Below are 21,736 nucleotides of genomic sequence, written 5' to 3' on the forward strand. Positions count from 1 at the left end.
GGGGTAGCATATGTCTGGAGGATTAGTGACAGCCGCATACATTGTTGCTGCAATCCTGTTTATTTTCAGTCTGGCGGGGCTTTCCAAACACGAAACGTCTCAGCAGGGGAATAACTTTGGTATCGCCGGGATGGCGATTGCGCTGATTGCCACCATCTTCGGGCCGGATACCGGCAACGTGGCGTGGATCCTGGTGGCGATGATCATCGGCGGCGCGATTGGTATTCGCCTGGCAAAACGCGTTGAAATGACCGAGATGCCGGAGCTGGTTGCCATTCTGCACAGCTTCGTGGGTCTGGCGGCGGTGCTGGTGGGCTTCAACAGCTACCTGTATCACGAACCGGGCCTGGAACCGATTCTGGTAAACATCCACCTGACGGAAGTGTTCCTCGGTATCTTCATCGGTGCGGTGACCTTCACCGGCTCTATTGTGGCGTTCGGCAAACTGCGCGGGAAGATCTCCTCTAAACCGCTGATGCTGCCAAACCGTCATAAGCTGAACCTGGCGGCGCTGGTGGTGTCGTTTGTACTGCTGGTGGTCTTCGTGCGTACCGAAAGCGTCGGTCTGCAGGTGCTGGCATTGCTGGTAATGACCATCATCGCGCTGGCGTTCGGCTGGCACCTGGTGGCGTCCATCGGTGGTGCGGATATGCCGGTGGTTGTCTCAATGCTGAACTCCTACTCCGGTTGGGCGGCAGCGGCGGCAGGCTTTATGCTGAGCAACGACCTGCTGATCGTCACCGGTGCGCTGGTGGGTTCTTCCGGTGCGATCCTGTCTTACATCATGTGTAAAGCGATGAACCGCTCGTTCATCAGCGTTATCGCCGGTGGTTTCGGGACCGACGGGTCATCTTCCAGTGCGGATGAAGAAGTGGGTGAGCACCGTGAAATTTCTGCGGAAGATACCGCAGACATGCTGAAAAACTCGCACACGGTCATTATCACCCCGGGCTACGGCATGGCGGTGGCGCAGGCGCAGTATCCGGTTGCGGAAATCACCGAGAAGCTGCGCGCGCGGGGCATCAAGGTTCGCTTTGGTATTCACCCGGTGGCAGGGCGTCTGCCTGGCCACATGAACGTGCTGCTGGCGGAAGCGAAAGTGCCTTACGACATCGTGCTGGAAATGGATGAGATCAACGATGATTTCGCCGACACCGACACCGTGCTGGTCATTGGTGCCAACGATACCGTTAACCCTGCTGCACAGGACGATCCGGGTAGCCCAATCGCCGGTATGCCTGTTCTGGAAGTGTGGAAGGCGCAGAACGTGATTGTGTTTAAACGCTCCATGAATACCGGCTATGCCGGGGTTCAGAACCCGCTGTTCTTCAAAGAGAACACCCACATGCTGTTTGGCGATGCCAAAGCCAGCGTGGATGCGATTCTGAAATCACTCTGACAGGGTAAAGCCCGGTGGCGCAAGCTTACCGGGCCTACCAAACCCGTAGGCCGGGTAAGGCGAAGCCGCCACCCGGCAAAAAAAAACCGCCGGTTCCCCGACGGTTTTTTTTCATCTTACTGGTTAATCGTCTTCAGGATCGTCCAGCTCAACCGGCGTCTGGTACTCATCCGGCTTAATGACCAGCAGGTCGCAGCGCAGGTGGTCGATCACCTGTTCGGCGGTATTGCCGAGGAACGCGGCAGAAATACCGGTCCGGCCAATGGTGCCCAGCACCACAATCCCCGCCTGCAGATGTTCCGCCAGGTCCGGGATCACCTCTTCAGGCAGCCCTTTTTCCACGTGGGTCATTTTCTCATCAATGCTGAATTTCTGGCGCAGCGCTTTCATGGCCAGCAGGTGCTGACCGCGGATCGCGTCGTTGTACACGCTCGGGTCAAATTCAGGCAGCTCAATGGCAATGTTAATCGGGGTGACCGGATAGGCGCCCACCAGATGCACTTCGGTATGATTCACCTGATCGGCAAGCTGGATGGTCTCCTTCACCAGCTTCTCGTTCAGCGAATTGTGGTAATCCTCTTCGCTCGCGAGGTTTACCGCCACAACGGCTTTACCGCCTTCAGGCCACGGCTGGTCTTTCACCATCCAGACCGGGCAGGGGCATTTACGCAGCAGGTGCCAGTCGGTCGGGGTGAAAATCACGGACTCCAGCTTGTCGTGCTGGTGCGCCATCTTCAGCAGCAGGTCGTGCCCGCCGGCGACAATCTCCTGGATGATGGCTTCGAAAGGTCGGTTATGCCAGACCACTTTAATATCAATGGGCACGCCCGCTTCCAGGTAATACTTCGCCTGTTCACGGATCCACGCGGTACGCTGGCTGATGACGCCCTGACGCATAGCGGTGCGCTCGTCAGGCGACAGAAGGGTGGTCATCTCATACGAGAAGTCATAGATCGGCAAAAACGCTTTGATTTTGCCACCAATCCGTTGATGCAAATACACAGCACGTCGTAATGCTGGCTGATCGTCCTGATTCGGATCGATAGCTACCAGCATGTTTTGATACTTGGCCATACAGGTCTCCTTACTACTGTCACCACAGTCTGTAATTAAAAGAGTAACCTATATATCCTGAATGAAACAGAGGGGAGGTTTTACCAGATCAATAATTAATGAAAAATTATCAGAGGAAAAGTACCGTGGTCGTCACCGCGATAAACGCAATAAACAGCAGCACCATCACCGCTATCGCAAAGGTCGTGGAGTCCTGAACGTAGGTTTTTTCCTCCCCCTTCATCGGGCCGACAAGCATGATCCAGATGAAGATAAAGGTCACAGAGGCAATCACGACTGAAACGAAAAACAAACTTTCTCTCAATTCATAACCTCAACGAGAACCTTTCGGGCGCTGTGTGGGGACGTGCTGCGGTGAAAATATCTTGAAACGGAAGTGATTATACCAGACCAATAAATCACAAGAATTTATCAGTCTGGTCATCAACAGGCGGGAAGTTACGCCACGTTGCGGGCGTGCCCGGCAAGAACGGCCAGCGCTTCACCGTTTTCGATAGTGATGTATTTACCCTTAACGGCCAGCATCCCGCTTTTCTGGAAACGGCCCAGCAGACGGCTGATGGTTTCCACGGTCAGACCCAGGTAGTTACCGATATCGCCACGCGTCATCGTCAGACGGAATTCACGCGGCGAGAAGCCACGCTCGGCGAAGCGGCGGGAGAGGTTGTAGATAAACGCGGCCAGGCGCTCTTCCGCATTCTTTTTGGAAAGCAGCAGGATCATGTCCTGATCGCCTTTGATCTCACCGCTCATCAGACGCATCATCTGCTGACGCAGGTTAGGCATCTTGCCGGACAGATCGTCCAGGGTTTCAAACGGGATTTCGCAAACCATCGAGGTTTCGAGTGCCTGAGCAAAGCTCGGGTGATGGCCCGTGCCGATGGCGTCAAAGCCCACCAGGTCGCCCGCCAGATGGAAGCCGGTGATCTGCTCATCACCCTGTTCGGTGATGGTGTAGCTCTTGATGGTGCCAGAACGGATAGCATAGAGCGATTTCAGTTCGTCTCCCGCTTTAAACAGCGTCTGCCCTTTCTGAATAGGCTTTTTGCGCTCGATGATATTATCAAGCTGATCGAGTTCATGCTCATTCAGGGTAAACGGGATACAGAGCTGGCTGATGCTGCAATCCTGGCAATGGATAGCACAACCGCCAGACTGAATGCGTCGTATAATTCGCTTTTCCGGGATCATAGGTTTGCTCAAGCCTTAATTGATATTGGTCAATTTTAACATCTTTTTGGTAAGTACGTAAGCCTGACAAAACCTCAATAAGGACAAGAGACGGCAACGTGTCGCCATCTTCTTGAAATTCCACAGCTTGATTATGGATTTTTAGCCTAACCGGAAGAAAATTAAGCACTAAAAGCCTGGGAACTAAAGCAAGAGATACCCTTCGTGACGCAGCAACCACTCTTTGCGTTGCACGCCGCCGGCATAGCCCGTCATGGTGCCGTTGCGGCCAATGACGCGATGGCAGGGCACCACGATGCTGACCGGGTTGGAGCCGTTCGCGGCACCCACTGCACGTGCGGCCCCTGCGCGGCCTAGCTGCTCCGCGAGCTGGCCGTAATGCATAACCTGCCCGCACGGTATCGACCGCAGGGCCTGCCACACTTCGCGCTGAAAAGGCGTGCCTGCCGTGGCGGTCGGCAGAGTATCGATGATGCTGAGATCGCCTTCGAAGTAGGCCGCAAGCTTGTCGCTCAGCCCGCCCGGGTTGGTGGCGCGAATACGTTCATACCCCTGCGCGCGGTAGTGAACATGGAGCAGTTCTTCCATGCGGTCGCTGTGCTCTTCCCATTCGACGGCGCGCAGGCAGAACTGCTCGTCCGCGATCACCCACAGCGGCCCGAGCGGCGTCGCAATCTTATCTTCGAGTAATCTCAGCATCCTCATCCCTTTAGTTCAGCCTCGGGTATATCCCCGGCCCAATCGGCAGGCCGACAAGATACCATGCCACCAGCATCACCAGCCATACCCCTAAAAAGATAAGCGGGTAGGGTAAAACCAGCGAATAGTAGGTACCCAGTTTGGCCTCCGGTTTATAGCGCTGCAGGAAGCCTAAAAACAGCGGAACAAACGGCGAAACCGGCGCCAGCGGAATAACCGAGGAGTCCGCGATGCGGAACAGGATCTGGGCAAACGCCGGGTGGAACCCGAGCATCATAAACATCGGCACGAAGATCGGGGCCAGAATCGACCAGATGGCGGAGCCGCTGGCGATAAACATGCACAGCAGGGATGACAGCAGCGCCAGGCCGACAAACGCCGGTACGCCGCTTAATCCGGCCGCCTCCAGCGCGTCGGTCAGGCCCACGGCCATAAACTTGCCCATGTTGCTCCAGTTAAACATCGCCACAAACTGCGCCAGCGGGAACACCATCACGATAAAGCCCGCCATCTCCTTCATCGGCTCGATCATCAGCTGTGGCAGATCGCCCTGACGGCGGATTTTGCCGGTCGCGATGCCGTAGGCGAGCGAAACGACAAAAAAGAAGAGGATAATCAGCGGCACGATGCCCTGAATAAACGGCGACGGCAGGACGGTATGTTTAACCGGATCGCGCAATATCCCGTTTTCCGGCACCACCATCAGCGCCACCAGCGCGATAAAGGCCAGCGAGACCACGCCAGCCACGCGCAGGCCGAAGCGCTGCTCTTTGCTCAGGGTGTCCAGCTTTTCATCGCTACGGCCTTCCCATTTGCCCAGGCGCGGCTCGATGATTTTATCGGTAATCAGCCCGCCGACAATCGTCAGGACAATGACCGAGCAGGCCATAAAGTACCAGTTGTCGATCACGCTGACGTGCATTGCCGCATCAATGGTCTTCGCCGCCTCCGTGCTGATGCCCGACAGCAGCACGTCGGTGGTGACGATCAGCAGGTTAGCGGTGAATCCACAGCCCACGCCCGCAATCGCCGACAGCAGGCCCGCCACGGGATGACGCCCGACGGCGAGGAAAATCAGCGCCCCCATCGGCGGCATGATCACCAGCGCGGCGTCGGAGGAGATATGGCTGAAGAAGGCGATAAACAGCACCATATAGCTGGCGTAACGCGCGCTGACGTGTGAAGCCATCTTCACCATTAATGCGGGCAGCAAGCCAACGCGTTCCGCCAGCCCGGCGCCCAGCACCAGCGCCAGAATGGCGCCCAGCGGGGCGAAACCGCTGAAGTTTTTGATAACGTTCGGCAAAAACCAGTGCAGCCCGTCAACGCTGAGCAGGTTCTTTACCGCCACCAGGCTGCCGTCAGCCGGGCTGCGCACGCTCACGTCAAAGGCGGAGAGCACGGCGGTGGCGACCATTAAAATCACAATCAGATAGATAAACAGCAGGAAAGGGTGCGGCACTTTATTGCCGATCCTTTCAACCCAGCCATAGAGCTTACCGGATGGGGAATGCGAAGGTATGGATGACATACTCATGGGCGTTCCTCGGGAGTGTTGTGTTGTGTTTTTTTATTTTAAAGGTGACGGTGTCACGCCCTGGGGGATCGGACACACGTACGGTTTTTCTTGTAATTGTTGTTCGAACTCTTCACGGCATTTTTTCAGCAGCGCTGCGTCCTGGAGCAGATTGAGCGCGGTCGCGCCCATTACTTTTCCGGCCAGCAGCATGCCTTTGTGGGCAATGGAGGTACGCCCCTGCGCCACCAGTTGCCAGGTGTGCAGCGGCGTGCCGACGGTAAAGCAGGGGCTGAAGCACTGGGCGACCGGCATTTTCCAGCTGACGTCGCCCACGTCGGTTGAACCCGCCAGCACGTTGTCGGTGATGGCATAGGGCGCGACTTCATCCACCAGCAGCGTCTCCTGATGACGACGGGCAAAGGATTTACCCGCGTCACCCCCCGTTGCGGCAATATTTTTCAGGCTATTTTGCAGATCGTTGGGCGTCAGGGTGGCGCGGATCTCGCGGGCGAAGGCGCGTTCTTCCTCCGTCCAGTGCGGCGTGCCGTAGTGCTGCAGGGCGCGATACATCGCCGCCTCGAGCGTGCGGTTCGGCAGGTAGCTGGAGCAGGCTTTATCAAAGCGACACTCGACGGTGGTTTCGGTCATCATCGCCGCGCCCTGGGCGATTTTCTCGATACGTTCGTAAATCTGCTGCGCATCGGCCATCTCCGGGGCGCGGATCAGGTACAGCACTTCAGCCTGCGCCTGCACCACGTTGGGCGAAATCCCGCCGGTATCGGTAATGGCGTAATGGACGCGCGCTTTCTCAATGATGTGTTCGTTGAGGAAGTTGGTGCCGGTGGTCATCAGCGTCACGGCGTCCAGCGCGCTGCGTCCCAGATGAGGGGAGTTGGCCGCATGCGCCGCCACGCCGTGAAAACGCCAGGCGGCCTGAATATTCGCCAGCGTGCTGACGTTAAACATCCCGGCGAAGGCTTCCGGGTGCCAGGTGACGGCGGCATCGACGTCATCAAACAGACCTTCGCGCACCATAAAGGTTTTCCCGGAGCCACCTTCTTCACCGGGACAGCCGTAAAAACGCACCGTTCCGCTGCCGCCGTGCTGCTCCAGCCAGCTTTTCACCGCCACCGCGCCCGCAAGCGCCGCGGTGCCTAAGAGGTTATGCCCGCAGCCGTGGCCGTTGGCCCCCGGAGTGGCGGATTGCGCCGTTGCGCAGTGCGCCTGCTGGCTAAGTCCTGCCAGCGCGTCGTATTCGCCCAGCAGGGCGATGACCGGTTTCCCGCTGCCGAAGCTGGCGATAAAGGCATTTGGAATACCGCCTGCCTCGCGCGTCAGCGTAAATCCTTCTGACTCCAGCTCGCTGGCGAGCCGTTCGGCGGACCAGAACTCTTCAAAGCGGGTTTCAGGACGATCCCAGATCGCGTCGGCAATATCGGTTAACGTCCGACATCGCGTGTCGATCGCATCGGCAATAAAATCGTAGTTCTCCTGCATTACACACCTCGCGTCCACGGGAAATTGAGCGCGGTCCGCGCCAGCGTTTCGATGGCGATAGTCATGACCTGCTCATCAAAGTCGAATTTTTCATTGTGATGTCCGGCGCTCAAATCCGTGCCGAACACCATATAGGAAGCCATGCCGCCGTTCTGCTGCACGCGGGCCATCATCAGCGTGGCGTCTTCGGAGCCTGCTGGCGCCTTTACCTTATCGATGGCGTGAACAACCCCGGAAACCTGGCTTGCCTGTTCGCGCAGATAATCAACCCACGCCGGTGTCGGCGCGCTGGACGTCGCGGCACCCATCAGGCGCATTTCGGCGCGCACGCCGTAGAGCGCCGCTGCGCCGGTGATAACCGCCTGCGCGCGTTCAAAGACGTACTGATTAATCGCTTCGCTTTCGCCGCGGGTTTCAACCTTTATCAGGGCATTCGCGGGCACCACGTTGCGTCCGCTGCCCGCCTGCATCACCCCGACGTTCACCCGGGAGGCGCCTTCGCTGTGCGGGGCGATGCTGTGCAGGGCCAGGGCGGCCTGCGCGGCGGCGAGCAGGGCGTTACGTCCGTCCTCAGGTTTACCGCCCGCGTGTGCGGCTACGCCGGTAAAGTTCACGTCGAACTTGGTGGTGGCCATAAAGTTATCGCTGCCGCAAATCACCGTTCCGGCAGGGACGCCGGTACCAATATGGATGGCGGTGAAATAATCCACGCCGTCCAGCGCCCCGGCGGCAACCATGGCGCGCGCGCCGCGGGTGCCTTCTTCGGCAGGCTGGAAGATAATCTTGAGGGTGCCGTTGAGCTGCGCTTCATTCTGCTTTAGCACCCGCGCCAGCCCCAGACCAATCGTGGTGTGGCCGTCGTGCGCGCAGGCGTGCATCATTCCCGGATTGCAGGAGGCAAAACCGTCGCGGAACGGGCGATGGCTTTCATCCAGCGCTTCGCTTAAATCAAGGGCATCCATGTCGACGCGAAACGCCAGGGTGGGTCCTGGGCGGCCGGTATTGAGGGTCGCCACAATGCCGGTAAACCCGCCTTCAAACGGTGCCAGCCATTTATCAGGCGCGCCCTGCGCGCCCGCGCGGGCAAACTCTCGCGCCAGGGTAGCGGCATCGGGCAACCCCATCCGGCTTTCGGCATCCACCACGTCGCGACCCATCGCCAGCTCGTAACCCAGCGAGTCGAGGATTTCCGCGACTTTCGCGGCGGTACGAAACTCTACCCAGCCGGATTCCGCATAATGGTGAAAATCACGACGCCATGCGCTCAGCTGCGGGGATAACGTCTGGATGTACTGCGCCAGTGTGTCCATATCTGTTCCTGTCATCATTAAAATATGTGAACTGCTTCACGCTGTGATAGTTTTTACTTATCACTAACCGATTTTTCACAGTTTTAACCGTTCAGGAATTACCCTCGCACATCCCTTTCCATTAAAGTAGATGACAGTTTCTTTACTCTGATAAACAACGGTTATCGGTCGGGCTATGACATTCCAGATTAAATTTCATCAAATCCGGGCGTTCGTTGAGGTTGCGCGTCAGGGCAGCATTCGCGGTGCCAGCAGGACGCTGAATCTTTCCCAGCCGGCGCTGACCAAATCCATCAAAGAGCTGGAGGAGGGCATGGCGGCGCAGCTTTTCGTGCGCAGGAGTAAGGGCGTCGCGTTGACCGAATGCGGCGAGGGTTTTTACCAGCGCGCCAGGTTGATTCTGGAAGAGCTGCGTGCGGCGCAGGATGATATCCGTCAGCGGCAGGGGGAGCTGGCCGGGCAGATCAACATCGGGATGGGGGCCAGCGTTTCACGAAGCCTGATGCCCGCCGTTATCACCCGCTTTCACGCGCAGCATCCGCAGGTCAAGGTGCGGATTATGGAAGGGCAGCTGGTGTCGATGATCAATGAATTACGCCAGGGCGAACTGGACTTCACCATCAACACCTATTATCAGGGGCCTTACGACCAGGAGTTTACGTTTGAAAAGCTTTTCGAAAAACCGTTTGCGGTATTTTGTCGGGAAGGGCATCCGGCAACGGAAGCAACGTCTATTAATGAACTTCTGCATTATAACTGGACAATGCCGACCCCGCGGGGAAGTTATTATAAGCAATTAGAAGAGGTATTTAGCGATCGTTCGCAAATACCGCGAATTGGCGTGGTTTGCGAAACATTTTCTTCCTGTATTAGCCTGGTTGCGCAAAGTGATTTTTTAAGCATATTGCCGCAGGAGCTTGGCTGTGACCCGCTGCTGGCGCACCGCCTGGTCATGCTGCCGGTAGTCGAATCGCTTCCAAAAGCAACCTATTATTTAATTCAGCGCCGTGATTCACGTCAGACACCCCTTGCCGAGTCATTAATTACGCAATTCAGAAGGGAAGCGAGAAAAATAGTCGTGGCGTGAAAAAGAAAACATAAAAAAACAGGATCTGCCCGACATCAGACAGACCCTATAGTACACACAGCAGTGCATCCTTTCGCCAATCCTGAGTATTATTTCCATGAAGCAGGTTTATTTAGGTATAACACCTTTCCCGAAAAAGGGAAGGCTATTGAGTGGTTGATTTTACGAAAATTTAACACAAATCACTTATTTTACCTTTGCTGAAATTTTAGTTAAGTCGTATTTAAGTCTATTTTATAAATACTATATATATTCATCAGGTTAATATTACTGCCACGCATCGCCCTGTAACGGTGATTGAGGCCGGTCTCTGGCGCAGGTATAGTACAGTCCTCAGATGTAGCCGGAGGATGCCCATGAACCCTGACGACAAATCATTTTTTCTTGACGCCATGGAAGATGTCCAGCCCCTGAAGCGCTGCGCGGATATTCACTGGCAGCCCTGCCGCAATACGCGGGCGCGCGAGGAGGTGGATAGCGAACAGCTGGATAACTTCCTGACGCTGGATTTTCTCGACATGCTTCCCCTGGAAGAACCGCTGGCGTTCCAGCGCGAAGGGGTACAGCAGGGCGTTATGGATAAGCTGCGCACGGGTAAATATGCCCGCCAGGCCAGCTTAAACCTCCTGCGTCAGCCCGCCGAACGCTGCCGTCAGATGCTCTATTCTTTTATTCGCCAGGCCGGACGAGACGGGTTACGCAATCTGATTATCATTCACGGGAAAGGGCGCGAGCAGAACTCGCATCCCAATGTGGTGCGCAGCTATCTGGCGCGCTGGTTAACCGAGTTTGAGGAAGTGCAGGCCTTCTGCGTGGCGCTGCCGCATCACGGCGGCAGCGGGGCATGCTATGTTTCACTGCGAAAATCAGATGAAGCAAAACAGGAAAACTGGGAGCGGCACGCTAAGCGTAGCCGCTAGCGGGCGATATCCTCGCCCGCCGGTGACTCAGAAGGTTTCCCAGTTGCTGTCGGTGGAGGCGGCTGTCGTGGCCGGGCGCAGCAGCTGCGGCGTTTTCAGATTGGCCGGGCGTGGGGCTACCGCTTTTTCTTTGCCGTTCAGGCGAAACGCCGCTACGGCCTGGCGCAGCTGTTCGGACTGATCTTCCAGTGCCGCCGCCGCCGTGGCGGACTCCTGCACCAGCGCGGCATTTTGCTGCGTCACGCTGTCCATCTGCGAAACGGCCAGGCTCACCTGCTCAATACCGCGGCTCTGCTCGTCAGAAGCCGATGAAATCTCACCCATGATATCGGTCACGCGGGTGACGGCGGCGACAATTTCCTTCATGGTGGTGCCAGCCTCGCTGACCTGCTCAGAACCGGTGTTTACCCGGCTGACGGAGTTCTCAATAAGCCCTTTGATCTCTTTTGCCGCCTGCGCGCTGCGGCTCGCCAGCGTTCGGACTTCGCCTGCAACAACCGCAAAACCACGACCCTGTTCCCCGGCGCGCGCCGCTTCCACCGCTGCGTTAAGCGCCAGAATGTTGGTCTGGAACGCGATGCTGTCAATCACGCCGGTAATATGCGCAATTTGCTGCGAACTGTCGGCGATTTCGTTCATGGTGCGAACTACGTTATCCACGACGTGACCGCCGCGCGCGGCGGTTTCAGAGGCGTTTTTCGCCAGCAGCGTGGCCTGACGGGCGTTATCGGAGTTCTGTTTAACCGTCGCGGTCAGCTCTTCCATGCTGGCGGCGGTCTCTTCCAGCGAGGCGGCCTGCTGCTCGGTACGGGCGGAAAGATCGTTGCTTCCCGCGGCAATTTCGCCTGCGCCGGTGTAGATGGAGTCGGTACTTCCACGTACGGCGCTGACGGTGGTCACCAGCGACTGCTGCATCTCATGCAGGCCGGCGGCCAGCTGGCCCATCTCGTTGCGACCAGAGATGGCGATATCCTGCGTCAGGTCGCCCCCTGCAATGGCGCGAATATGGTTCATAATGGAGTGGAGTGGTTTTAACAGCAGGTGCTGTAAACCCTGCCAGATGACCACCAGAACCGCGATAACGGCCAGCAGAATAGCCGCCAGCGTCCACTGCATCTGCGTGAAGCTACTCTGGTTCTCTTCGGTTGCGGCCTTCAGCAGGGTGTTGTTTTCGGCGCGCCAGCGGTTATAGACCGCTTCCATCTCGTCCTGCGCCTGCTGCGCGTCCAGATCGCCATAGGCCTGATAGTTGTCGGCACGCAGATACTCAATTGATAAGCGCATCACTTCGTGCATCTGGTTCCAGGATTTCTGCATCTCGTCGGTTAATGCCGCCTCCTGGCCGTTAACCTGCGGCAGCTTCTGCCACTCTTTGTTATAGGCTTCGGCTTTTGCCAGCGAGTCGCCTGCGGTGCCAAGCAGTTTATTGATCGCCGCAAGGGAAGCCGGGTCGTGCTGGTTCTTCAGGTAGCGGATCGCCACGCGGGTGACGGTGACGCGCGTTTTCACCAGCGTGTTCACGCTGTCGCTCAGGCTTTCCTGCTGGGCATTGAGCACGCCGGAATTCTGGAAGTTATGGCGATCGTTGCTGACGGCAGAGTAGAACAACCCTCCCGTGACAACTTGCAGCAGACAGAATATGGTGAGGGCAAAGATAATACCGGTAATCACGTGCAGGTTTTTCAGCATAGCGGTTGTCCGTTAGAGAAGATGCAGGGTTACTTCATTACTATCGTCGTAGAGAATTTAAACTTTAATTAACTCGCGCTTAACTAAAGGTTCTTTGAGGGAACCTGTTGTAAATCCGGATCATTTTTATGAGGAAGGTTAACATGAGCAGTATTGATAAAAGCGGGACGTACGCGCTCGGGACGCGGACGGTTAAACGACTGGGCTACGGTGCGATGCAGCTCGCCGGGCCGGGCGTCTTTGGTCCACCGAAGGATAAGCAGGCCGCGCTGGACGTGCTGCGCGAAGCGGTGGCGGCGGGGGTGAACCATATTGATACCAGTGATTTTTACGGTCCTCATGTCACTAACCAGCTGATCCGCGAGGCGCTTCACCCGTACCGGGACGATCTGACGCTCGTCACTAAGATTGGCGCCCGTCGCGATGACAAAGGCGCCTGGCTGCCGGCCTTTTCCGCGCAGGAACTGACCCAGGCGGTGCATGACAATCTGCGTAATCTGCAGCTGGACGTGCTGGACGTGGTGAATCTGCGGATCATGTTTAGCGCACACGGGCCGGCGGAAGGATCGATTGCTGAACCGCTCTCCACCCTCGCCGAATTACAGCAGCAGGGTCTGGTGCGTCATATTGGCCTGAGCAACGTCACGGCCACCCAGGTTGCGGAAGCGCAGAAGCTGGTGCCGGTGGTGTGCGTGCAGAACATGTACAACATTGTGAACCGGGGTGACGACGCGCTGGTGGATCTGCTGGCGCAGCAGGGGATTGCTTATGTGCCGTTCTTCCCGCTGGGGGGCTTTACGCCGCTGCAATCTTCCGGGCTGAAGACCGTCGCGGATTCACTGGGCGCGACTCCAATGCAGGTAGCGCTGGCATGGCTGTTGCAGCGTTCTCCGAATATTCTGCTGATCCCGGGCACCTCTTCCGTGGCGCATCTGCGGCAAAACCTCGCGGCGGGTGATCTGAAGTTACCGCCTGAAGCACTGGAAACGCTGAATTCGCTGATGACTTAAACGTGACATGCGCAAAGTCCGAAGGGGACTTCCGGCTTTGCGCGCTTAGGGTCCTGTCTGACTTTTCTGCCTGTGAAGCGCTAACGCTTCCGCCACAATCTCTTGCTTACTCTTACGCGTCTCAAAGGCGGTGGTTCTGATGTACTCCATCAGATCGGGATCGATGCGGGCGCTCAACATCCTGAGATCGGCCTCCTTTGCCAGACCGCGTGCAACACGCTTGTCTGGATAGTCACGGGCTGGCATGGAAAATATTCTCCAGTAAGTCTTGTTAATTCGTGCCGTAAAATATGCTTTTATCTGACTTTAAAGTCAATATGTAGTTATTGAGTAGTGATGTTATTTTTTATAAGTCATAAACTAGATGACTTTTATATGACTTATACTGTCAGGCCTGTTATCGGCGGGCGATGTTGCTAAATTAAAATCGCTCAAACTTCAACGCGTTTGGGTTCGCTTCCGGAAATGACCTTGATCCTTGTCCATAATCCGTAATACTGTATTTATATACAGTATCTGGCGAGAAAGGCATTATGGACACTCTCTTTTCTTATCAACCAAAACAAATCATTGAATTACCTTTATTTTTAGAACGTGTTGCCTGTGGGTTTCCCAGCCCGGCGCAGGATTATGTGGAGGATCGTCTCGATCTTAACCGGCTGGCAGTCAGACACCCCAGCGCGACCTATTTTATCAAGGTGAGTGGAGACTCAATGATTGGGGCGGGGATCGGCGACGGCGATCTGCTGGTGGTCGATCGGTCGTTAAATGCCGAACATGGGGATATCGTCGTGGCGTCGGTCGCCGGTGAGTTTACGGTGAAAGAGCTACAGACCCGCCCGGTTCTGAGGCTGCTGCCACATAATGTCCGCTATCAGCCGATTACCTTTCAGTCCGAAGAGGAGCTGCAGATCTTCGGTGTCGTCACCCACACGCTCAAAACGCATAAACATGTTCGCGCTGGTTGATGTGAATAGCTTCTATGCCTCCTGCGAGAAGGTATTCCGTCCCGATCTCGAGGGGAAACCCATCGTGGTGGTGTCCAATAACGACGGCTGCATTATTTCACTGTCGCGGGAGGCAAAGCAGTTCGGCATAAAAATGGGTGAGCCGTATTTTAAATTCAAAGAAAAGCTATACCCGTCGCGGGTTTACGTCTTTAGCTCGAACTATGCGCTGTATGCCGATCTCAGCAGCCGGGTCATGCAGACGCTGACCGATCTCGCCCCGGCAATAGAGATTTACTCCATTGATGAGGCGTTCGTGAACGTTTCAGGGGTCAGTCACTGCCTGTCACTGGAAGCGTTCGGTCACCAGATGCGCACGCAGGTCTTTAAAAATACGGGCTTAACCGTTGGCGTCGGTATTGCCCCGACCAAAACGCTGGCAAAGCTGGCCAACTATGCGGCGAAACGCTGGGCCAGCACGGGCGGCGTGGTCGATCTCTCAGGCCGCGAGCGGCAGCGTAAGCTGCTGGCAAAGGTTCCGGTAGAGGAGGTATGGGGAGTAGGGCGGCGCATCACGAAAAAGCTGAACGCGATGGGCATTACCACAGCGCTGGAACTGGCGGAAGCGTCGTCCTGGGTCATCCGCAAACATTTCAACGTGGTACTGGAACGTACGGCCCGCGAGCTTCGCGGCGAGCCCTGCCTTGATCTGGAAGAGTTCACCCCCACGAAGCAGCAAATCATCTGTAGCCGTTCGTTTGGACACCGCATTACGCAATATGAAGAGATGCACCAGGCGATTTGCGCCTACGCGGAACGCGCCGCAGAGAAACTGCGCGGCGAGCATCAATACTGTCGTTTTATCAGCGTGTTTGTGCGCACCAGCCCGCATGCTGAAAACGAAATTTATTATGGCAATCAGGCTTCGGTCACCCTGATGACGCCCACCAATGACTCGCGCGATATCATCCGCGCCGCCACGGAGGCGCTGGGGCGTATATGGCTCGACGGATATCGCTATATGAAAGCCGGGGTCATGCTGGCGGACTTTTTCAGCAGCGGCGTCGCCCAGCTGAATTTGTTTGACGATAATCGTCTGCGCGCCAACAGCGCGGCGCTGATGGAGATGATGGACAGCGTAAATCATTCCGGTAAAGGGAAGATATGGTTCGCCGGGCAGGGTATTGAGAAATCCTGGGCGATGAAGCGTGAGATGCTGTCACCGGCCTATACGACGCGGTACGCCGATTTGCCGGTGGCAAAGTAGAAGGCGGCTATTTTGTGGTTTCATGCGTCGCGATCTCAGGCAGTAACTGCTCAATCACGCTGACGACCTTTCTGACGCGCTGTGGAATAAAGCGGGCGTCAGGATATACGGCATAGAGGAAGCGATCGGGTAACCGCCAGTCGGGCAGTACCGGTACCAGCGTGCCCGCCTGCAGCGCCCTGGACACGAGCGGTCGCTGCATGCCGCCGATACCGATGCCTGACTCCAGCGCCTGCAGCAGCGCGTCGCTGGTGTTGGCACGGAAAACGGTATTTACGTTGACCTCGACCGTTTCCTCGCCAGAAATCAGGCGCAGAGGGGCATCCAGCGGAATACCGCTGAACCGTACGTGTGGCAGCGTGGCCAGCTCGCTAACGCCGTGTACCGCCTGAAAACCGGGAGCGGCAAACAGCGCGGCTTCAATACGCGCCAGCACGCGAGCCGCGTGCGCCTGCGGAGGCTCACTGCTCAGCCGTATCGCAACATCCACGCCCTCCGTCACCAGATCGGCAAGGCGGTCATCCAGGGAAATCATCAGCTGCAGTTCGGGATGCAGGTGCTGTAGCGCCAGCAGATGCGGCAAAACGATCTGCCCCAGGCCGCTCGGTAACTGGACATGGACGCGCCCCTGAACGCGATGATCGACAGGATGTAAACGCCTCTCAGCTTCCCCCATGGCGTCCAGCACAAGCTGCATATCACGCCGGTAACGCTCACCCTGTTCGGTCAGCTTCATCGTACGCGTCGTACGGTGCAGCAGTACCACACCCAGCGCTTCCTCAAGTGCCGCGATCTGTTGACTGACGGCGGACTGCTTAATACCGGTCTGACGGGCGGCCGCCGAAAACGAGCCCGCTTCAGCGACGCGTAGAAAGGTCGAAATGGCAGTGAGCTTATTATTCATTTAATGATTCTGCTTATAAGTGCCATCGGTTTCAGGGGATATCTCCAGAAAAAATAATATATCACACTGCGTCTGTCACCCTTTCCGGAGAAACACCATGAATAAGATGCAGCAACGCAACGTCGCCCTGGTCGCGGGCGCCAGCGGCATTGTCGGCAGACAGCTGGTCAACACGCTCCTGCACCATCAGTGGGAGGTGATCGGCCTCAGTCGCCACGCGGTAACCCACCCGGACGGCATTCCCGTGGTGAACGTCGATTTACTGGATGCGCAGGACACTGCACGGGCGCTGCACGCCCTGAGCGGTGTCACCCACCTCTTTTACAGCGCCTGGGCGAACGCGGCGAACTGGACGGACATGGTTGAGCCGAACGTCACCATGCTGCGTAATCTGGTCAGCACACTCGAAAAAACGGCACCTTTGCAGACGGTGAGCCTGATGCAGGGATACAAAGTCTATGGTGCGCATCTGGGGCCGTTTAAAACCCCGGCGCGGGAAAGCGATCCCGGCGTACCGGGTGCTGAATTTAACGCCGCGCAGCTCACGTGGCTCAGCCAGTTTCAGCGGGGGAAAGGCTGGCACTGGAATGCCATCAGGCCGGGCGTGGTGGGGAGTGCGGTACCGGGCAATGCCATGAACCTTGCGCTGAGCATTGCCCTGTACGCTTCCCTGTGTAAGGCTCTAGGTTTACCGCTGCGTTTTCCCGGTTCGGAACAGGCCTGGCACAGCATCGTGGACCATACCGACGCCGGGCTGCTGGCCGAGGCAACCCTGTGGGCCGCCACGTCACCTGCGGCACAGAATCAGGCCTTCAACGTGAATAACGGCGATGTCTGGCGCTGGAGCGAGCTATGGCCGCGCATCGCACGCTGGTTTGAACTGGACTCTGCGCCGCCGGTGAGGCTGTCATTTCATCAGCTGTTTAACGACTATCGCGGAGTATGGCGCGAGCTTGCCGAAGCGCGGCTGGTGGAGGCGGATATTCTGCAGCTGAGCGACGGGCGGTTTGCCGATTTTGTCTTTAGCTGGAACTACGACATGTTCGGTGACGGGAGCAAGCTGCGCAGGGCGGGCTTCACGCAAATGCAGTCGACCGATGAGATGTTTTTCCGCCTGTTCGCGCAGCTGAGAGCCGGGCAGATTATTCCCTGACCGTAAGGGTTGTTGTCATCAACGATCGGCGCGTTATACTCACGCGTTGAGAATAATAGATGGTGGGGCAGGGATATGCACGAGAGTCTAAAAATGATATCAGTCGCGCTGCCCCTGATTGCGCTTTTCATTCTGTTAAGCTTTTTTGTCAGACGCATTCGCCAGGCAAAACGCATCATTTCAGACTGTAACGGGATGAAAAAGATATCTGCCAACCCCTCAATATTTGGCGGGAATGCAGGTAAAACCTGGTTTTATGATGACCAGTTTTTATATGAAGTTAAAAACAACGCCACCCGTAAAATTGCGCTGGCTAATATCATTAAGATCGGGCCGGGGAATACCGAGATAAATAGCAGACGGGTCTGGATTGTTATTTACCGTGACGGTGCTAGTGAAAAGCAGGTGCAGTTTTATAACAATCTCACCCTCTGGAACCATAACTTCACGGCTTTTCTGGCAGCGATAAAAAATGCCAATCCTGACGCTGTCGTTAAAGAACGCTCAATCCTCAATCTGTGAAAAACAACCGCAGACGGTTTGCGGACGCTGCTCTTGTGCAGCGTCCATAGCATCCGGATTAAGGGCTTACTCAACCGTTAACGCATTAACAACCTCGGCCACGCTTTTCACGCTGCGGATGTTCCCAATCCCCGTGCCGAGTGCGATATAGCCTTCATCGGTGTTATCTTCCAGCATGCCAAGACGCAGGCCCCGTAATCCTCCCATCGCCTTGCCCAGCGCTTCGTTGCTTGCGCCTGCTTTATCCATCGCCGCCAGTTTGTCCGCCAGCCTGCCGGGAAGAGAGCGGTAGTAATGAGGCACGGTGCGGAAAAGCAGCAGATCGAGGCCGTTGGCGGCAACAATTTTCTCTTTGACCCCCTGCGGCACGCGGCTTTCTTCCGTGCTGATAAAGACCGACCCGGCAAACACGCCTTCCGCACCTAATGCATGGGCCGCTCTGGCGGTGCGATTATCGGTAATGCCGCCCGCGGCCATCACCGGGATGTGCTTCACGGCATCGGCAATCAGCGGCACGATGGAAAAGGTGCCAAGCGCCGTTGCGGGTAACGTCCCGCCCTCATCAAAACCGGTGGCGACGATAATGTCAGCCCCCATTTCTTCCGCGAGGCGGGTGTTCTCCGGCGTTGGGTTGATGTCGCGGTAGATAATGGCGATACCCGCCTCTTTTAACTCGCTGAACAGCGCGGGAATAATGCTGCCTTCCCCATATCCCGTATACACCACGGCCCTGACGCCTTCGTCTTTCACCACCTGAAGAATAGGACCTGTCCAGACGTCATTAACGGCCGTGGGGATCAGGTTCACGCCAAAGGGCTTTTCGGTTAGCCGTTTGGTTTTACGAATTTCTTCGCGCATTTTTTCGGCGGTCTCTTCCGGCGTGGACACCGCGGTGTCGGCGGTTAAACCGGCATTGGGTCCCAGCACGCCGAGCCCTCCGGCATTGCTGACCGCAGCGACCAGGCGGGCATCCGTGAGCCAGGATAACGGCCCCTGAATAACAGGTTTTTCGATACCCAGGATCTGACAAATACGGTTATTTTTCATAGCAGACTCTCCCTTACGTTTGAATGGGGAAGAGTGTAGGGCGCAGGATTGTTAGGAAAAATAGCCAAAAAGATTCATCACTGTTATAAAATTAATAACAATTATTCTATCCCGCTCGCGGCAAAAGCGTCCCTTATGCAAATGAACCTATTTGAATCTATTCGAATTTTTATTGAAATTGTCGAGTCAGGCAGTCTTACCCAGGCGGCGGAGAATTTGCAGATCCATCGTCCGGCGGTCACCAAAGCGTTACAGCTTCTGGAGCAGCACAGCGGCACGCGGCTACTGCAGCGCACAACGCGTCGGATTAGCCTGACGCCGGATGGGGAAGCGTTTTATCGCCGGAGTAAACCCCTGCTGGCACAGGCGGACGAATTACTGGAGTCGTTTGGTTCGGACCGGGCAATACACGGTCAGCTGCGTGTGGATATGCCAGTCTCTTTTGCCACGCTGCGGGTCATCCCCAATCTGCCTGATTTTTATCGTCAGCATCCTGAGATCGACATCATTCTGAGCAGCTCTGACCGCCGTCGGGATATGCTGCGGGATGGCTTGGACTGCGTGCTGCGGGTGGGAGAGCTGGAGGACGGCGAGTATATCGCGCGTAAAATCGGGAACATCAAAATCACGACCTGCGCCAGCCCGGCCTGGCTGGCACAACACGGTACGCCAGAAACGCCGGATGATTTACGCAAACATCAGGCCATCAACTGGATTAATAACCGCAGCAGACAAATTCATCCGTGGACGTTTACCACGCCAGAAGGCGTCGCGGAGATTACCCTGCCCGGTAAGCTTGTCGTGGATAACTCCGAGGCCTACATCGCGGCAGGCCTGGCCGGGCTGGGGTTAATGCAGGGAATGAATCTCTTTCTCCAGCCTTACATAGACCGCGGTCTTCTGGTTGAAGTCCTGCCGGACTATCGCTCGCCGGACCGCAGGCTGTCACTGCTCTATCCACACCGTCACCTCTCCCGCAAGGTGCGGGTCTTTACCGAATGGCTGGAAAGTCTGGTGTGAAAACAGCCAGCTCGTGACACAGCGCGCCAATCTGGTCCACGGCGTTCAGCAGGCGGGGCGTGGGTTCGTTTGCGCAGTTCAGCCGCAGAAAGTGCGTTAACTCGGCGGCCGGGGAAAACAGGGGACCTGGGCTGACGCCAATGCCCAGCGCCAGCGCGCGGCGATGCACCTCCAGCGCGTTAACCTGCTGAGGCAGTTCTACCCACAGCAGGAAACCGGCTGCGGGTACGCTAACGCGCGTGCCGGGTGGGAAACTGGCCACGACCCTCGCCACAACGGCGTGGATCCCCTCGGCGACCCGGCGCTTCAGCCGCCGCAGGTGACGATCGTAGTCGCCGCTTGCCAGCATCTCGCTCGCCGCGGCTTCCAGCAGCGGCGTGCCGGCCCAGTCTCCGGCCATGCGGGCCTGTAGGACCTGCGGGTGGTAGCGTCCGGGCGCAATCCAGCCGATTCGCCAGCCCGGCGCAAGCGTTTTAGACAGGGAGCTGCAGTAAATCACATTCCCGCTCTGGTCGAACGCCTTGCAGGCCGGAGGGCGCTGCCCCTCGCCGACCAGGTCACCGTAGACATCGTCCTCAATCAAAGGAATTCCCGCCTCTTCAAGCAGGGCAACCAGTTCCTGCTTGCGCGCGACGGGCATGCTGGCACCTAAAGGGTTTTGCACGGTGGGCGAGGCCAGAACGGCAGCGGGGCGGTGGCAGCGAATGGCGTCCGCCAGCGGTTCCAGCAGCAGGCCTTCGACAGGGTCGGTGGGGATCGCTAAGGCCTTCAGGCCTAAATCCTCCAGAAGCAGGAGCGTGCCAAAGTAGGCTGGCTGTTCAATCGCCACGACATCGCCCGGCTGACACACGGCCCGAAGGGCCAGGCGCAGCGCCTGCGTTGCGCCTGCGGTAATGATGAGATCGTCCGCGCCGAACCGGGCTCCCCACTGCGCAGAACGCGCGGCAATCTTACTTCGCAAATCCCCCCTTCCCGGAGGCAGGCTGTAGCTCTGTCCATGCGCGTCCAGGCGACGGCCCGCAGAGTGCAACGCCCGCTGCAGCGCGTCTCCCGGCAGCCATGCGGGATCGGGCAGGGCGGCGCCCAGCGGGATCAGCCGGGCTTCTGCACTGCTGAACAGCGACCGGGCCACGGCGGACATTGTGACGGGGACCGGGCCTGGTGAGGAACGCGCGGGCTCTACGCGCGGTGGCAGGCTGGTCTGGCGGATGTAATAGCCTGAACGCGGGCGCGCAACGATCAGCCCTTCAGCCTCCAGGCAGCGAAGGGCCTCCAGCGCCGTCGGAAGGCTAACGTGCTCGCGTTCGGCCAGTTTGCGTGCGGAGATCATCCTGTCACCGACGCGCAGCGCGCCAGACGTCAGCGTGAGGCGCAGCATCTCGGCAATTCGGCGATAGTGTGGGGACGACGGGGACGGGGCAGACATGGGTATCTGTTCAGGCTAATTTTCGATAAAACTGACTATACAGCCAATGATGTGC

21 protein-coding genes are annotated in these 21,736 nt (G+C 57.1%); 9 read left to right on the top strand and 12 right to left on the bottom strand.

The features are described from left to right. Window positions 1-10: 10 nt before the first annotated feature. Window positions 11-1,399 carry a Re/Si-specific NAD(P)(+) transhydrogenase subunit beta gene (pntB, locus tag AB8846_RS19715; protein ID WP_063142995.1) on the top strand — a complete coding sequence of 463 codons (1,389 nt, stop codon included), beginning with the start codon at window positions 11-13 and terminating at the stop codon, window positions 1,397-1,399. A gap of 123 nt (window positions 1,400-1,522) precedes the next feature. On the opposite strand, the gene uspE is transcribed toward pntB, so the two are convergent. The 7 genes from uspE to AB8846_RS19750 form a co-directional block, all read right to left on the bottom strand. Next, a complete protein-coding gene (gene uspE / locus AB8846_RS19720; RefSeq protein WP_023335478.1) occupies window positions 1,523-2,473 on the bottom strand; it encodes a universal stress protein UspE in 951 nt (316 codons plus the stop codon). A 109-nt stretch (window positions 2,474-2,582) separates the two neighbouring features. Next, window positions 2,583-2,765, bottom strand: coding sequence for a hypothetical protein (locus AB8846_RS19725; RefSeq protein ID WP_014883604.1), 183 nt, complete (start codon window positions 2,763-2,765; stop codon window positions 2,583-2,585). A gap of 146 nt (window positions 2,766-2,911) precedes the next feature. Further along, entirely contained in the window at window positions 2,912-3,664 is a 753-nt protein-coding gene (gene fnr / locus AB8846_RS19730) for a fumarate/nitrate reduction transcriptional regulator Fnr (RefSeq protein ID WP_006174991.1), read from the bottom strand. A gap of 183 nt (window positions 3,665-3,847) precedes the next feature. Then, entirely contained in the window at window positions 3,848-4,363 is a 516-nt protein-coding gene (ogt, locus tag AB8846_RS19735; protein ID WP_047647947.1) for a methylated-DNA--[protein]-cysteine S-methyltransferase, read from the bottom strand. 10 nt (window positions 4,364-4,373) lie between these two features. Beyond that, a complete protein-coding gene (gene abgT, locus AB8846_RS19740; protein ID WP_063142997.1) occupies window positions 4,374-5,900 on the bottom strand; it encodes a p-aminobenzoyl-glutamate transporter in 1,527 nt (508 codons plus the stop codon). A 33-nt stretch (window positions 5,901-5,933) separates the two neighbouring features. Continuing rightward, window positions 5,934-7,379 (bottom strand): M20 family metallopeptidase, encoded by a 1,446-nt coding sequence (locus AB8846_RS19745; protein ID WP_370733469.1) that lies wholly within the window; start codon window positions 7,377-7,379, stop codon window positions 5,934-5,936. Further along, window positions 7,379-8,689 (bottom strand): M20 family metallo-hydrolase, encoded by a 1,311-nt coding sequence (locus tag AB8846_RS19750; RefSeq protein ID WP_370733470.1) that lies wholly within the window; start codon window positions 8,687-8,689, stop codon window positions 7,379-7,381. Before AB8846_RS19750 ends, AB8846_RS19745 begins: the two co-directional genes overlap by 1 nt. Window positions 8,690-8,864: 175 nt before the next feature. Between AB8846_RS19750 and AB8846_RS19755 the strand changes: the two genes are divergently transcribed. Both AB8846_RS19755 and smrA read left to right on the top strand, forming a co-directional pair. Beyond that, window positions 8,865-9,776, top strand: coding sequence for a LysR family transcriptional regulator (locus tag AB8846_RS19755; RefSeq protein ID WP_370733471.1), 912 nt, complete (start codon window positions 8,865-8,867; stop codon window positions 9,774-9,776). A 356-nt stretch (window positions 9,777-10,132) separates the two neighbouring features. Further along, a complete protein-coding gene (gene smrA, locus AB8846_RS19760) occupies window positions 10,133-10,696 on the top strand; it encodes a DNA endonuclease SmrA (protein WP_063143001.1) in 564 nt (187 codons plus the stop codon). A 27-nt stretch (window positions 10,697-10,723) separates the two neighbouring features. On the opposite strand, the gene AB8846_RS19765 is transcribed toward smrA, so the two are convergent. Continuing rightward, entirely contained in the window at window positions 10,724-12,385 is a 1,662-nt protein-coding gene (locus AB8846_RS19765) for a methyl-accepting chemotaxis protein (protein WP_370733472.1), read from the bottom strand. Window positions 12,386-12,528: 143 nt separating this feature from the next. Here AB8846_RS19765 and AB8846_RS19770 point away from each other — a divergent pair, with 143 nt between their 5' ends. Further along, window positions 12,529-13,395: an aldo/keto reductase family oxidoreductase gene (locus tag AB8846_RS19770; RefSeq protein WP_063143003.1), complete on the top strand. Its 867-nt coding sequence runs from the start codon at window positions 12,529-12,531 to the stop codon at window positions 13,393-13,395. A gap of 45 nt (window positions 13,396-13,440) precedes the next feature. On the opposite strand, the gene AB8846_RS19775 is transcribed toward AB8846_RS19770, so the two are convergent. Next, entirely contained in the window at window positions 13,441-13,641 is a 201-nt protein-coding gene (locus AB8846_RS19775) for a hypothetical protein (RefSeq protein WP_032657653.1), read from the bottom strand. A gap of 287 nt (window positions 13,642-13,928) precedes the next feature. On the opposite strand from AB8846_RS19775, the gene umuD reads away from it, so the two are divergent. After that, a complete protein-coding gene (gene umuD / locus AB8846_RS19780) occupies window positions 13,929-14,363 on the top strand; it encodes a translesion error-prone DNA polymerase V autoproteolytic subunit (RefSeq protein ID WP_111965702.1) in 435 nt (144 codons plus the stop codon). Then, the gene (gene umuC, locus AB8846_RS19785) at window positions 14,347-15,609 is read left to right on the top strand and encodes a translesion error-prone DNA polymerase V subunit UmuC (protein WP_370733473.1); all 1,263 of its coding nucleotides are present in this window, start codon (window positions 14,347-14,349) and stop codon (window positions 15,607-15,609) included. The genes umuD and umuC overlap by 17 nt, the downstream gene beginning before the upstream one ends. 7 nt (window positions 15,610-15,616) lie before the next feature. On the opposite strand, the gene AB8846_RS19790 is transcribed toward umuC, so the two are convergent. Beyond that, window positions 15,617-16,513 carry a LysR family transcriptional regulator gene (locus tag AB8846_RS19790; protein WP_331412452.1) on the bottom strand — a complete coding sequence of 299 codons (897 nt, stop codon included), beginning with the start codon at window positions 16,511-16,513 and terminating at the stop codon, window positions 15,617-15,619. Window positions 16,514-16,610: 97 nt separating this feature from the next. Here AB8846_RS19790 and AB8846_RS19795 point away from each other — a divergent pair, with 97 nt between their 5' ends. Together AB8846_RS19795 and AB8846_RS19800 are read left to right on the top strand one after the other, a co-directional pair. After that, window positions 16,611-17,666 (top strand): SDR family oxidoreductase, encoded by a 1,056-nt coding sequence (locus AB8846_RS19795; RefSeq protein ID WP_370733474.1) that lies wholly within the window; start codon window positions 16,611-16,613, stop codon window positions 17,664-17,666. Between the two features lie 75 nt (window positions 17,667-17,741). Then, the gene (locus AB8846_RS19800; protein ID WP_063143013.1) at window positions 17,742-18,188 is read left to right on the top strand and encodes a hypothetical protein; all 447 of its coding nucleotides are present in this window, start codon (window positions 17,742-17,744) and stop codon (window positions 18,186-18,188) included. 66 nt (window positions 18,189-18,254) lie between these two features. Here the strand turns inward: AB8846_RS19800 and AB8846_RS19805 are convergent, their stop codons facing one another. Continuing rightward, a complete protein-coding gene (locus tag AB8846_RS19805) occupies window positions 18,255-19,235 on the bottom strand; it encodes a nitronate monooxygenase family protein (RefSeq protein ID WP_063143014.1) in 981 nt (326 codons plus the stop codon). A 135-nt stretch (window positions 19,236-19,370) separates the two neighbouring features. On the opposite strand from AB8846_RS19805, the gene AB8846_RS19810 reads away from it, so the two are divergent. Beyond that, a complete protein-coding gene (locus AB8846_RS19810) occupies window positions 19,371-20,255 on the top strand; it encodes a LysR family transcriptional regulator (RefSeq protein ID WP_370733475.1) in 885 nt (294 codons plus the stop codon). On the opposite strand, the gene AB8846_RS19815 is transcribed toward AB8846_RS19810, so the two are convergent. Further along, complete coding sequence (locus AB8846_RS19815; RefSeq protein ID WP_370733476.1) at window positions 20,227-21,681, bottom strand: PLP-dependent aminotransferase family protein; 1,455 nt, start codon at window positions 21,679-21,681, stop codon at window positions 20,227-20,229. The genes AB8846_RS19810 and AB8846_RS19815 overlap by 29 nt on opposite strands. Window positions 21,682-21,736 lie beyond the last annotated feature (55 nt).

This window comes from Enterobacter sp. KB-221C9 (assembly GCF_041320715.1).
In the GTDB taxonomy this organism is placed as follows: Bacteria; Pseudomonadota; Gammaproteobacteria; order Enterobacterales; family Enterobacteriaceae; genus Enterobacter; species Enterobacter asburiae_D.